We start from the raw sequence: 13,062 nt of genomic DNA, 5'->3' as shown, positions 1-13,062 counted from the left end.
CCTTACTGATAATAATTAAATCTTTTTTCAACCTGCTTCGATAAAATGGTGACCAAACCAATTAAGAGCAAATAAATCAAGCCTGCAATAAACATTGGAGCTAAGGTCGCATCTCTATTTGCCGCAGTCTTGCTTGCTAATAGCAAATCCCCTACCCCTAGCACATATACCAGGGAAGAATCCTTAACTAAATTAATCACCTCATTGAAAACACTTGGTAAAACAATCTTGAACACCTGAGGCAAGATAACATAGCGAACAGTTTGCACTGGACTAAGCTTCAGCACTTTTGCAGCCTCATATTGCCCACTTGGAATAGTCTCTATCCCACCACGAAAAATCTCGGCAAAATAAGCAGCATAGTTTAAGGTAAAAGCCAAAATCGCTGCCGGCATACGATCAAAGGTAACACCCACACTTGGCAAAACATAATAAAAAAAGATGAGCTGTAACAATAAGGGTGTTCCCCTCATGACCCAAATATAGAGCGTCAATAGCCACTGCAAGGGCTTAAAGTCAACCCTCATCAAAAAAGCTAAAAGAGCCCCTAAGGGAATGGATAATACAATTACAATAAAGAAAACCTGTAAAGTGATTAAGGCACCGTCCAGCAAGCTGGGTAAAACCTGCATAATATACGTCATGTTGTCTCCTAGATATAAATAGTTTATCCATTATACCAAATTTTCTGATGGATTGAAAAGTACTTTTCTATAAAAATACAACCAGTCATCTGGTTGCTTATTGTTATTAAACCTTCTTGACGAATTCTGATTTTAGCTTCATTGCACCAAAGCCATCAATCTTACAATCAATATTGTGATCACCCTCAACAAGACGAATATGCTTAACACGAGTTCCCTGCTTAAGATCCTTTGGTGCTCCCTTGACCTTCAGGTCCTTAATGATCGTAACAGTGTCCCCATCAGCTAATCTAGTCCCATTACTATCTAAAACGACAAGCCCATCTTCCTCAGGCTCCTCCTCACCAGGTGTCCACTCAAAGGAACACATCGGACAGATTAGCAAATGCCCGTCCTCATAAACATACTCTGAATCGCATTGTAAACAATTTGGTAATGTCATCTTACTCTCCTAAGCTTCTTAGTCTTAACGTTAATATTTTACTTCAGAAATGCTTATTTGACAAGATGAATACGTTACCATGACACCAGGCCAGTATTTAAAAACGAGTCTGACACCAAAGGTGTCAAGCTCGTTTCAAATAGGCTTTAGAGCCCTGCTGCCTCATTTTAAGCAGGCAACTATTACTCAACTGTAACAGCCTTGGCTAAATTACGAGGCTTATCCACATCTAAACCACGCTGCAAGGAAGCATAATAAGCAATTAGCTGCGTTGGAATAACCATAGCAATAGGAGCTAAGTATGGGTGTACCTTATTAATAATAATGTCATCTCCCTCACGCTCTAAGCCCTCCTCAACAACTGTCAACACATGAGCGCCACGTGCAGCCACCTCTTGGATATTGCCACGTGTATGTGCAGCAACCAGCTCACTTGAAGAAATGAGTCCAATAACAGGTGTGCCATCCTCAATCAGTGAAATAGTCCCATGCTTTAGCTCACCAGCTGCAAACCCTTCACACTGAATGTATGAAATTTCTTTTAATTTTAGTGCAGCCTCCATAGCAACATAATAATCATTGCCTCGGCCGATATAAAAAGCACTGCGCGTTGTCGATAGGAGCTCTTCAACCTTCTCAGCAATCAGCTCCTTATCAGATAAGGTGGCCTCAATAGACTGAGCAACCAATGACAATTCATGAACCAAATCAAAGCCAATAGCTTCCTTCTTACCATTAACCTCACCAACTGCCTTGGCTAGAAAGGCAAGTGCAGCTACCTGAGCTGTGTAGGCTTTGGTTGATGCGACTGCAATTTCTGGACCTGCATGAAGTAGCATAGTATAGGTCGCTTCGCGTGATAGGGTTGAGCCAGGAACATTTGTCACCGTTAGGCTTGGAATCCCCATCTCATTTGCCTTTACCAGAACCTGACGGCTATCTGCTGTCTCACCAGACTGGCTCAAGAGGATAAACATTGGCTTTTTGCTCAATAGTGGCATATTATAGCCCCACTCAGAAGCAACCCCCAATTCAACAGGTGTATCAGTCAAACGCTCTAGCATCGATTTAGAAGCAAAGCCAGCATGATAAGAGGTCCCAGCTGCAAGAATATAGATACGATCAGCCTCTTGGACAGACCTAATGATAGCTGGATCAATCATCATCTGTCCCTTGGCATCTGCATAGGTTGAAATCAGGCGACGCATCACCGTTGGCTGCTCGTCAATTTCCTTTAGCATATAAAATGGATAGGTCCCCTTGCCAATATCTGAAAGATCAAGCTCTGCTGTGTATGACTGACGCTCAATAGGATTTCCAGCATAATCGGTCACCCTTGCTGAATCCTTTGTCAGGATAACCAGCTCCTTGTCATGGATTTCCATAAATTCGCTGGTTTCACGAATCATTGCCATAGCGTCTGAACAAACCATGTTATAGCCCTCACCAAGGCCAATCAGCAATGGAGATTTATTTTTAGCGACATAGATCGTATCCATATCCTCTGTGTCAATCAAGGCAAAGGCATAGGAGCCTTCAATGATTGACAAAGCCTTTTTAAAGGCCTCTAAAACTGAACAGCCTTCTTCAACAAATGCTCCAATCAAATGAACTGCAATTTCGGTGTCTGTTTGTCCTTTAAACGTATGCCCAGCAAGGTACTGCTCCTTCATCTGGAGGTAATTTTCAATCACACCATTATGAACAAGAACAAATCGACCTGTCTGAGAGGTATGAGGGTGAGCATTTTCTTCTGTTGCTTGACCATGTGTTGCCCAACGTGTATGACCAATACCGGTTGTTCCGACAACATCAATACCAATCTTAGAGCGTAAATCTGCAATGCGTCCAACAGACTTTACCAAATTGGACGTCTTACCATCTGACACAAAAATACCAGCTGAATCATAACCACGATACTCTAATTTTTCCAGTCCCTGCATCAAGATGTCCGTCGCATTACGACTACCGACAACTCCAACAATTCCACACATAACTTAACACCTCAGTAAGCTAGCTTACTACTTTCTTTAATGATCAATATAATTGGTATAGTCAGATATAAACCGACTAAAACGTTATATTTAGAGTATATAACTTCGGAAAAATCTTGTCAACAAGAAAATTGGTATAGTCATATTTTGAGAAACAAAATAGAGCAGCCTTAAAGCTACTCTACCTCTACAAATCCAAAGTCTTTCAAAGGAAGCACTCTAAATGTTACTAATCCCTTAATTTGTGACGCGTCAATTAAACCAAACTGACGGCTATCATGATGGTTTTTTCTGTTATCATTTAACACAAGGTATTTTCCCTTGGGAATGCTATCATACTTTCCTGAAGTAACAGTTGAAACCGTAAAATCCTCCGTATAAAGCGTACCAATAGGGGCATGATTGAGATACTTTGCCTTCATACCTTCAAGGTAGGATTGAGATTCAACCATATTGTTCAGGTAAAAGATATCGTCCATATAGGTAACACGATCACCTGCTACTGCTACAACCCGGCTCACATAATCCTTTTTGTCAACCGTATAAACCACAAAATCCTTATATTTAGGCTCAATATTTTTCTTAATGGTGATTAAATCGCCCTTATTCAAATAGGCATTTGAGGCCTCTGACGTGACTCGATAGGTCGAAAAAACAAATATTCTAAGAAGGACAGCTCCCACAATAAGAATCAATAACAACAATATATTTCTTATAAAATCTCGCTTTACCATAATAACTCCTAGTCTGTAATCTTATTATAACATGATATGACTAATAAAAAAAGCAAACAATTTTTAAGTATCATTGTTTGCTTTAAATTATGTGATAGAGCAAAATAGCTAAAGCTTATGGAAAGCTGTTATTTTACAGTGCGAACACGCATTGTGTTTGTACCACCTGTACCAACTGGCACACCTGCAACAATAACGATATTATCTCCTGACTGCACCAAACCAGTCTCAAGAGCTACACGCTCTGCTACCTCAAACATATCATCTGTTGATGCTGGTCTTTCAGCAAGCACTGGAATAACACCCCAGTTAATCATTAAGGCACGTTGAACCTTTTCATCAAAGGTCACAGCCAAGATGTCAGCATCAGGACGGAACTTAGAAATGGCACGAGCTGTGTTTCCTGTTTCTGTGATGGTCACAACAAGCTTGATATCCATTGAGTGTGTTGCATCTTTAACAGCTGAAGCGATCACGTCAGTTTTATTGGTACGTGGGAAGGCAGATGAGTCTAAACGACCATACTCATTAAGAAGAGTTTGTGCATTTTTATCAATTGTAGCCATTGTACGAACTGCCTCAACAGGGTATTTACCATTTGCTGACTCACCAGAAAGCATTGTCGCGTCTGTACCGTCAATAACCGCGTTGAAAACGTCAGATACCTCTGAACGAGTTGCACGTGGTTTTTCAGTCATTGTTTCAAGCATGTTAGTTGCTGTGATGACTGCTTTACCTGCTGCATTTACCTTGGTGATAATCATTTTTTGGAAGACCGGAACCATTTCAAACGGCACTTCAATCCCCATGTCACCACGAGCAATCATGATACCATCTGCAGCTTCGATGATTTCATCAAGGTTATCAATACCTTGTTGGTTTTCGATTTTAGCAAATAATTGAACATGCTCATTGCCTGTTTCACGACAAATCTCACGAACCTCTTCAACGTCCTTGGCAGTACGAACAAATGAAATAGCAATAAAGTTAAGACCTTGCTCAAGACCAAAACGAATATCAGCATTGTCACGTTCTGCTAAAGCTGGGAAAGGAATCTTGGTATTAGGGATATTAACACCCTTTTGCTTTGCAATGATTCCATCGTTTTCAACCTCAACGATAAACTCACGCTTTGCAATGTCCTTTTCGATAACCTTTAAGCCAAGCTTTCCATCGTCAATAAGAATAGTGTGGCCAACCTCAACCTCATCATAAATATCAAGAGCACCAGCTACATTCAAGGCAATCACATCACGAGTTGACTGGATGCCTTGTGCTGTCGCAACACGAATACGCTCACCAGTCACATAGCTATATTCTTTGGCATCGTCAGCAAACAATTCTGTACGCATTTCTGGTCCTTTTGTATCCAAAAGGAAACCAACCTTTTGACGTGCCAGCTTTTCAGCAAGACGAACAGTAGCCATACGGTCACCCTGCTCTTTGTGGTCACCATGTGAGAAGTTAAAGCGGAAAACATTAGCACCTGCTTCAATCAATTCAGCGATCTTTTTAGCTGATTGTTCAACGTCTAATTGACCAGCCCAATAGCCGTCCTCACCATATTTTTTACCACCGCGAATTTCAACCGCAGGACCAAGTGTTGCAACAATTTTTACACGTTTATTCATTTTATTATGAAACTCCCTTATTTTTTAGTTGATTATCAAAGATTACCAGATCTTACTTATCCTATTGCGCTAATGAACGGTTCAAAGCAGCATAGTCTAAGCGAGCCTTGTGCGGATTATTAACAACAATGTTGCCCTCATCAGTAAGGCTAAACAAGGCGCCTTCCTCTGCACTTCCAAGAATCGGACTTTCAACAAGCTCTTCGTTATGGATACCAACAGCCAAGCCGCCTTTGCCTTCTTTGAGCAGCTCAACAGCGTGCGCTCCCATCCATGACGCAATCACACGATCACGCGCAGTTGGAGAGCCACCGCGAAGGATATGACCAAGGTTTGTCACACGCAGGTCACTCTTATCTCCAGCCTCTTTTAGCTGCTGCGCAAAGGCCTCACCGCTCATAACACCCTCAGCTAAAACGATAATATGGTGATTTTTTCCTCTATTTTCAAAATCATCTTTAATTGTTGAGACCACTTTATGAATGTCAAATTCCTCTTCAGGAACGATGATTTGATCTGCTCCACTTGCAATACCTGCCCAAAGTGCGATATCACCTGCATTACGTCCCATCACTTCAACAACAAAGGTTCGTCCATGACTTGATGAGGTATCGCGAAGCTTATCAATAGCCTCTACCGCAGTATTGACCGCAGTGTCAAATCCGATAGTATAGTCTGTTCCAGCAATATCATTATCAATCGTCCCTGGGATACCTACTGCAGGGAAGCCATGCTCAGTCAAGCGCATTGCACCATGATAAGAACCGTCACCACCAATAACAACTACCCCTTCAATGCCATGCTTTTTTAGCTGCTTAATACCAGCTAATTGCCCCTCAAGCTGAGCAAATTCTGGGTAGCGTGCTGAATAAAGGAAGGTCCCTCCACGAGAAATTTTATCACCAACCTCTTTTGAGCCTAGTGGAAAGATATCACCATCAACCATACCAGCATAGCCGCGGTTAATACCATAGACTTCCATTCCTTCTGAAATTGCTTTACGAACAACTGCACGAATAGCAGCATTCATACCAGGAGCGTCACCGCCACTGGTTAAAACAGCAATACGTTTCATTTTTTGGTACTCCTTTAATTAATTTAACGTTTTTATTATAGCACATTCGTTTGCAAATTACTTCACTAATTCGCTATTTTTATCGAAAAACCGTTTTCAACACGTAAGGGCTAAGAGCCTCCTCCAGCTCCTTGCTGACGTTAACTCTAATATGGTTTAACTCTAGGGTTTCTTTGCCCTCTTGATAATGGATAATAACAGGAGTTTCCCCTGAAAAGGCCGTTAATATGTCAGAAATAGCAGCGTCATGCTGATGGCTTTCAACCAATAGCCAATACCTTTGACTCTGAGCCAATCGAAGCTGGTGACAGACTAGCTGCAAGCGGTTATCTCTTTCTTTTACCCTGCCATTGATATAGTAAATGTGACCTTCCTTTAGGTCTTGCTTATAAACAGCATACTGCTCAGGAAAAAGGGTAACATCTAATTTTTGCTTGGTATCAGTGACACTCAAAAAGGCCATCTGTTGTCCGCTTGATTTTGTCCGAATAACCCTGATCGCATCTATTTGAACCAGCAAAGTAGCTTCTGTATCCTTCACTAGCTTTGTGATTGGTGTGACTGCTACTGTGCTTTTTTCAGCGACAGCTAGCAAGGGGTGCTTGCTCATGCCAACACCAAGCAAATCCTGCTCAAAGTAATATTTCTCAGCAGCTGAATAATCCTCAGTCTCTACCCAGCTAAAGGAGGAATCAGCAAAAAGTGATCCCAATTCATTGACAAAGGTTAGCAGCCCTTCCAAATTGTTAATAATTTTTTGGCGATTTTTTTCAAACCCATCAAACAAACCTATTTTGATAAGGGGCTCTAAAAAGCTGGTCTTCTGGTATTTTTCAGGAATACTGCACAAAAAGTTTTCAACACTGGTAAAAGGTCTGTTTTCGATAATCCAATACGAAAATTCTCTAGGAAGGCCTTTGATGTTTTTTAAGCCCATATAAATCTTATGACGCTCAATCTTATCATTAAAGGGAATAGTGTTTATCGTCACCTGCGCAGCCTCAAAGCCAAAATCCAACGCATCAGTGATGTAATCACTGCTAGAATAATTCATCATGACATCAAAAAATACCTCAGGATAATGCGCTTTAAAATAAGCCAGTTGAAAGGCTAGGGCGGCATAAGCAAAGGCATGACTGCGGTTAAAGCCATAGCCTGCAAATTTTTCCATACGGGCAAACAATAGTCTGGCCGTCTCCTCAGAGCGCCCCAAGGCTTTAGCACCGTTCAGAAAATCCTCCTGCATTCTTTGCATCTCAACAAGGTTTTTCTTAGACATGGCACGCCGCAGCAAATCGGCCTTTCCAAGCGTAAAGCCTGCATAAACTTGGGCAATCTGCATAACCTGCTCCTGATAAAGCATGATCCCATAGGTTGGCTCTAATATCGGAGCAATCACCGGATCTATTAGATCAATGTTTTCCTGTCCCTGCCGGCGCTTGATAAAATTATGCGTATAATCACTTGCTCCAGGTCTATTTAAGCTGGTTGTCGCGACGATTTCCTCAAAGCTAGCTGGCTTGATCCTCTTTAGCAAGCTTATTGCACCATGCTGTTCAAATTGGAAAATGCCCTTGGTATCACCCCTAGCAAACAAGGCTATCGTTTCAGGATCCTCTAGGTCAATAGTTTCAATATCAATTGAAATACCGTAATCGTTGGCCACCTTTTCCTGCATTTTTTGCACAAACGTCAAATTCCTCAGACCAAGAAAATCCATTTTCAGCAAGCCATTGGCTTCAACGGCACTGGCATCATACTGAGTCACCATCATATCCTCCCCCTTTTTTAAGGGAATATGATTGGTCAGATGGTCATCACTCATCACGATACCAGCAGCGTGAATAGAGGTCTGTCTTGGATTGCCTTCAATGCGCTTAGCTATCTCAAATGCCTTTTGAAACTCTAAGCGGCTATTAATGGTCTGTCTGAAGGCTATATTTTTCTCATAAACAGTGCTCAGGGTATCCTTGAACCCAATTTTTTTAGTTAGGCTTGTTAGCTCGTATTCTGGGACACCAAAGCGTTTGAACACATCACGAACAGCCTGCTTAGGACCAAAAGTCGAAAAGGTAACGATCTGAGCTGAGTGCTCACTACCATACCGGTCTCGAACATAATGAAGAAACTCTGAGCGGTAAATATCAGGCAAATCAATATCAATATCAGGCATGCTGTAGCGTTCTTTATTCAAAAAGCGTTCAAACAATAAATTGTTTTTGACAGGATCAATCCCAGTAATGCGCAGCGAGTAAGCCACTAGACTGCCTGCTGCTGAACCACGCCCCATGCCCATATAATAGCCTCTACTCCTTCCAAAGCGCAGCAAATCCCAGACAATGAGAAAATAATCATCAAACCCCATATCTGAAATAATAGCCAGCTCCTCTGCCAGACGAGATTGATAAGGCTCCTTCCACAATTGCCTTTCTCTTAGACCGGATTCGGTCAATTCTCTTAGCTCTTCTTTTGCTGGCTTGTCGCGGTTAAATCTCGGAAGCTTTAAATCGGTATCAAAATGATAAGCAATCGAAGCTGTTAGGTTTACGAGATTCACCAAAGCCTCAGGGCACTTTTCCTGGAAAATAGCTGTCATCTCCTGACAAGGCGCTAAAAACTGATCCTTGGCTACTAGAGCCGTATCTGCTAAGCTAATATTATCACGAATGGCATGCAGCATTTGCAGAGTCTCAGTCTCTGTGTCATCAAAATAACGTACCGTTCTAAACGGAATCAGTCTTTCTGTAGAGCCTATCTTTGACAAGTCACTTGCCTCATCAATACCAATGAAGTAATCAAAAGGAAGCCCTAAATCACTCAAGCTCTGCCTAAAGGGAACGATAACTGCTATCCCTTCTAAATACTGCACCAATGTATCTAGATCCAGCTCTCCAGACATTTTTTCGGTTGAAAGCTTTAAGAGCTGCTGATAGCCTGTATCATTTTTCGCAACAAGCTTCAGCGTAAGAGCCTGCTCTTTGACTGTAATAGCCACCTCAAGACCTAAAATTGGCTGAAGTCCATGCCTTTGACAGCCCTTAATAAAATGATATGCCCCATATAGATTATCCTGATCCATAATCCCTATGGCTTGATAGCCTAATCGTTTTGCTTGTTTAAAATAATGGTCTAAATCAATCAAGCTATCCATAAAGGAATAAACTGTTTTTGTATCTAACTGAGCAAACATGGACATCTCCTTTAGTATTCTTATTACTATTATACTATGAAAAAGACTTTACTGCCCAGATTTTAAGCTTTTAATAGCGGGGATCTGTCTTTACTGCACCACTATCAGCGCTAATCCCAATAGTATTGCAGACCAATCTAGACATAGAGATGATACACAAGACTTGACAAGTCAATCGATTTTTTGTATCATTTAATTAGTACAAATATTAATCGTAGATTTTAGAAAGAAAGGAGACAGTATGTCTTGGAAATTTGATGAAAAATCTCCTATTTACGCACAGATAGCACAGCATGTTATGCTGCAAATTATCAGCCAAGAGATCAAAAGTGGAGATCAGCTGCCGACAGTCCGAGAATATGCTGAAATTGCCGGCGTTAATCCCAACACCATGCAAAGAGCATTTACCGAATTAGAACGTGAAGGCATGGTTTACTCGCAACGAACTGCCGGTCGGTTTGTAACAGATAACCAAGAGCTTATCGCGCGCAAAAGACGAGAGCTGGCCATCAACGAGCTCAAGTCCTTTATTAGCAATATGATCAAAATGGGTTTTGAACGTTCAGAAATCATTCCTGTTTTAAGTACCTTTTTAGAGGAGGGATCAAACTAATGGCACAACTATTACAGCTGCACCACGTCTCAAAATCTTACAGAAAGCAATTAGCTATTGAGGATTTAACCATAACAATCCCTTCTGGAAAGATTATCGGCTTACTAGGACCAAATGGCAGCGGCAAAACAACACTGATTAAGCTGATCAACGGACTTCTGCAGCCAGACAAGGGAGATATTGTTATTGATGGCTTTAGACCATCTGTAGAAACCAAAAAAATCATTTCCTACTTACCAGATACAACCTATCTTAATGAAAATATGAAAATCAAGGACATGCTGGACTTTTTTGGTGATTTCTATGCCGATTTTGACAGAGATAAAGCAATCAGTCTTTTGAAGGATTTAGACCTAGATGCTGAAGAGCGTTTTAAAAACCTATCAAAGGGAAATAAAGAAAAGGCACAGCTTATCCTCGTGATGAGCCGCAAAGCAAAGCTCTATATCCTTGATGAGCCTATCGGAGGAGTTGACCCGGCAGCAAGAGATTATATTCTTAAAACCATTATTAACAATTACTCTGAGCAAGCCTCTGTTATCATTTCTACTCACCTCATCTCAGACATTGAGCCTGTACTTGATGAAGTTATTTTCTTAAAAAATGGTAAGCTCTGCCTTTCTGGAAACGCTGATGATTTACGAGTTCAGCATCAGCAATCTATTGATTCATTATTTAGAGAGATCTACAAGGTTTAGGAGGTAGGCATGTTTGGAAAATTATTAAAATACGAATTTAGATCAATTGGCAAGTGGTATTTTGCGCTCAATGCCGGTGTCATTGCCATAGCGATAATCTTTTCTTTTACTATCCATACGCTTACAAGTAATCCAGACGAGGTTGGCTTAACAACAAGTCTGGCAAATAAAATGGTCCCCCTCACACTATCATTGACGTTTGGTTCTCTGATCGCCGGATCATTCTTATCAACATTGTTAATCATTATTAATCGCTTTAACAAAAACGTCTTTGGGCGTGAGGGCTACCTAACACTGACACTGCCGGTAACAGCACATCAAATTATTCTGTCTAAGCTATTAGCGTCCTTTGTTTGCAGTATTTTTAACGGTATTAACCTATTAATCGGTATCTTTATTTTAATAGCACCAACAGTTGACTTTACCTATCTATTAAAGGTGCTAAAGACAATTATTAAGCCAGAAAACTTAGTCGAAAATACTTCTATCCTCATCTACATGCTTTTGTCAACCATAACAAGCATTTTGTTGATTTATCTAGCAGTCTCAATTGGTCAGCTATTTTCAAATCGTCGTGGTTTAATGGCATTTTGTGCTTATTTCATTTTAGTTATTATCATTATTGTCGTCATGACTTACTTAAATGATGCGTTTTTCACCGTCAACCCAAATAGCTCAGACTCGCTACTCTATTTCGGTGATCATACAGCCATATCTATTTTAAACATAGAGCAACTAGTTGAAGGCATTATCCTTTACGTTGCTACTCACTTCATCATCAAAAACAAGCTTAATATCCAATGATAACAAAAAGTCTAGCCACTGCTTATCAGGCAATGCCTAGACTTTTTTAATGGAAAAACCATAGGATCAAATCCTTTCCAAAGATAAAAAGATAGCTGTAGCCAATAATTGATAGTGGCTTCGTGATTAAAATAATGGTCACAAAACGCTTCAATGACATCTCTGTCAGCCCAGTAATCATGACCATAATATCTGCTGGTGAAATCGGAGAAAGCATACAGAGAATAAACAATCTCTCATAATATGGCGTCTCTAATTTTCTCTCATACTTGTAAAAGGTCTTTTCCTCTATAAACAGTAAAATAAAGCGCCTGCCATAGGTCTTCACAAGTAAAAATAAAATCACACTACCAATGAAGATACCAACATAGTTATAAAGAAAACCCAGCAAAGGACCAAAAATCAAAAAACCTGCAATAGTTGTCATACCACCTGGAATAATAGGAAAAACAATCTGAACAATTTGCACACCGACAAAAACAAGGGGGCCAAAAACCTTGTGACTATGAACAAGATCCTTGAGTGCATTGCTGTCATTTAAAATGCCAAGACTGTAAAACCAAAAGGCTAGCAAAAAAGATCCGACTAAAGCCAGACTTCCTAATAGCTTAATCACTTTTTGCCATATCACATAAGGCTTCAACTCATTATTTCTCATAACTTCATCATACCATAAGCGCTATTTTTTTGCCATTTTAAAAAAATTTTGCTATACTATCATCCGTAAGTATCTCATACGTCTTTTTATGGGGTTGTTACGGATTCGACAGGCATTATGAGGCCTATTTTGCAACTCATCGGCAGATGTAAAAATGCCAGTTAAATATAACTGCAAAAAATACAACAAATAATTACGCTTTAGCTGCCTAAAAACCAGCTGGCGTGACTTCTATAGGATTGCTTGTGTCTTATTAGAGGTCTCAAAACAGCAAGCTACGTTTAGGTGATTGTCCAAGCACCTAAAAAGAGAGCCCTGGACTCGCAGGCTGATGGCTTGAGTTATGTGCCCTTGGTCTGTTAAAGCAAGACATAACCTATGGTTGTAGACAAATAGGTTAGCAGGTGTTTGGACGTGGGTTCGACTCCCACCAGCTCCATCAATACTTACCGTAAGTTACCATAACTTACTAAAACCTTGTTAAATCAAGGTTTTTTCTTTTTGTCTTGTTCATAAGTTACCGTAACTTTCTGTATTATTGACAACTAAATTGACAACTTTCTCCAACTTTTTTATGTC

Annotated in this window: 11 protein-coding genes and 1 other RNA gene; 4 read left to right on the top strand and 8 right to left on the bottom strand. The window is 40.4% G+C overall.

Annotated elements, in window-relative coordinates:
- Nucleotides 1-2: 2 nt before the first annotated feature.
- The 7 genes from I2432_RS04980 to I2432_RS04950 all read right to left on the bottom strand — a co-directional run bounded on the left by I2432_RS04980 (nt 3) and on the right by I2432_RS04950 (nt 9,710).
- Complete coding sequence (locus I2432_RS04980) at nt 3-644, bottom strand: amino acid ABC transporter permease (RefSeq protein ID WP_206159054.1); 642 nt, start codon at nt 642-644, stop codon at nt 3-5.
- Between the two features lie 106 nt (nt 645-750).
- On the bottom strand, nt 751-1,086 hold the full coding sequence (locus I2432_RS04975; RefSeq protein ID WP_037578426.1) for a zinc ribbon domain-containing protein YjdM: 336 nt from the start codon (nt 1,084-1,086) through the stop codon (nt 751-753).
- A 182-nt stretch (nt 1,087-1,268) separates the two neighbouring features.
- On the bottom strand, nt 1,269-3,080 hold the full coding sequence (gene glmS / locus I2432_RS04970) for a glutamine--fructose-6-phosphate transaminase (isomerizing) (protein WP_206159053.1): 1,812 nt from the start codon (nt 3,078-3,080) through the stop codon (nt 1,269-1,271).
- 176 nt (nt 3,081-3,256) lie between these two features.
- Nucleotides 3,257-3,814, bottom strand: coding sequence for a signal peptidase I (gene lepB, locus I2432_RS04965; protein ID WP_037578432.1), 558 nt, complete (start codon nt 3,812-3,814; stop codon nt 3,257-3,259).
- Between the two features lie 128 nt (nt 3,815-3,942).
- Nucleotides 3,943-5,445, bottom strand: a complete 1,503-nt coding sequence (pyk, locus tag I2432_RS04960; RefSeq protein ID WP_012515511.1) for a pyruvate kinase — start codon at nt 5,443-5,445, stop codon at nt 3,943-3,945.
- 61 nt (nt 5,446-5,506) lie between these two features.
- A complete protein-coding gene (gene pfkA / locus I2432_RS04955) occupies nt 5,507-6,520 on the bottom strand; it encodes a 6-phosphofructokinase (RefSeq protein ID WP_037578437.1) in 1,014 nt (337 codons plus the stop codon).
- Between the two features lie 79 nt (nt 6,521-6,599).
- Nucleotides 6,600-9,710 carry a DNA polymerase III subunit alpha gene (locus I2432_RS04950; RefSeq protein ID WP_165627297.1) on the bottom strand — a complete coding sequence of 1,037 codons (3,111 nt, stop codon included), beginning with the start codon at nt 9,708-9,710 and terminating at the stop codon, nt 6,600-6,602.
- A 241-nt stretch (nt 9,711-9,951) separates the two neighbouring features.
- Between I2432_RS04950 and I2432_RS04945 the strand changes: the two genes are divergently transcribed.
- The 3 genes from I2432_RS04945 to I2432_RS04935 are packed head-to-tail and all read left to right on the top strand — an operon-like array spanning nt 9,952 to nt 11,825.
- Nucleotides 9,952-10,323: a GntR family transcriptional regulator gene (locus I2432_RS04945; RefSeq protein ID WP_037578443.1), complete on the top strand. Its 372-nt coding sequence runs from the start codon at nt 9,952-9,954 to the stop codon at nt 10,321-10,323.
- Nucleotides 10,323-11,021 carry an ABC transporter ATP-binding protein gene (locus tag I2432_RS04940; RefSeq protein WP_111678035.1) on the top strand — a complete coding sequence of 233 codons (699 nt, stop codon included), beginning with the start codon at nt 10,323-10,325 and terminating at the stop codon, nt 11,019-11,021. Before I2432_RS04945 ends, I2432_RS04940 begins: the two co-directional genes overlap by 1 nt.
- 9 nt (nt 11,022-11,030) lie before the next feature.
- Entirely contained in the window at nt 11,031-11,825 is a 795-nt protein-coding gene (locus I2432_RS04935; protein WP_206159052.1) for an ABC transporter permease, read from the top strand.
- Between the two features lie 46 nt (nt 11,826-11,871).
- On the opposite strand, the gene I2432_RS04930 is transcribed toward I2432_RS04935, so the two are convergent.
- Nucleotides 11,872-12,483, bottom strand: coding sequence for a TVP38/TMEM64 family protein (locus tag I2432_RS04930; RefSeq protein ID WP_206159051.1), 612 nt, complete (start codon nt 12,481-12,483; stop codon nt 11,872-11,874).
- Nucleotides 12,484-12,573: 90 nt separating this feature from the next.
- Here I2432_RS04930 and ssrA point away from each other — a divergent pair.
- Nucleotides 12,574-12,925: a transfer-messenger RNA gene (gene ssrA / locus I2432_RS04925) on the top strand.
- The last annotated feature ends 137 nt before the right edge of the window (nt 12,926-13,062 follow it).

The sequence above is a fragment of the Streptococcus equi subsp. zooepidemicus genome (genome assembly GCF_015689395.1).
Lineage (GTDB): Bacteria > Bacillota > Bacilli > Lactobacillales > Streptococcaceae > Streptococcus > Streptococcus equi.
This window is presented reverse-complemented; position numbering and strand designations above follow the sequence as displayed.

Bases quoted from the DNA above. Each gene is read 5' to 3' on its own strand.
- I2432_RS04980 (WP_206159054.1), bottom strand. From the start codon at position 644: ATGACGTATATTATGCAGGTTTTACCCAGCTTGCTGGACGGTGCCTTA.
- I2432_RS04975 (WP_037578426.1), bottom strand. From the start codon at position 1,086: ATGACATTACCAAATTGTTTACAATGCGATTCAGAGTATGTTTATGAG.
- glmS (WP_206159053.1), bottom strand. From the start codon at position 3,080: ATGTGTGGAATTGTTGGAGTTGTCGGTAGTCGTAATGCGACGGACATC.
- lepB (WP_037578432.1), bottom strand. From the start codon at position 3,814: ATGGTAAAGCGAGATTTTATAAGAAATATATTGTTGTTATTGATTCTT.
- pyk (WP_012515511.1), bottom strand. From the start codon at position 5,445: ATGAATAAACGTGTAAAAATTGTTGCAACACTTGGTCCTGCGGTTGAA.
- pfkA (WP_037578437.1), bottom strand. From the start codon at position 6,520: ATGAAACGTATTGCTGTTTTAACCAGTGGCGGTGACGCTCCTGGTATG.
- I2432_RS04950 (WP_165627297.1), bottom strand. From the start codon at position 9,710: ATGTTTGCTCAGTTAGATACAAAAACAGTTTATTCCTTTATGGATAGC.
- I2432_RS04945 (WP_037578443.1), top strand. From the start codon at position 9,952: ATGTCTTGGAAATTTGATGAAAAATCTCCTATTTACGCACAGATAGCA.
- I2432_RS04940 (WP_111678035.1), top strand. From the start codon at position 10,323: ATGGCACAACTATTACAGCTGCACCACGTCTCAAAATCTTACAGAAAG.
- I2432_RS04935 (WP_206159052.1), top strand. From the start codon at position 11,031: ATGTTTGGAAAATTATTAAAATACGAATTTAGATCAATTGGCAAGTGG.
- I2432_RS04930 (WP_206159051.1), bottom strand. From the start codon at position 12,483: ATGAGAAATAATGAGTTGAAGCCTTATGTGATATGGCAAAAAGTGATT.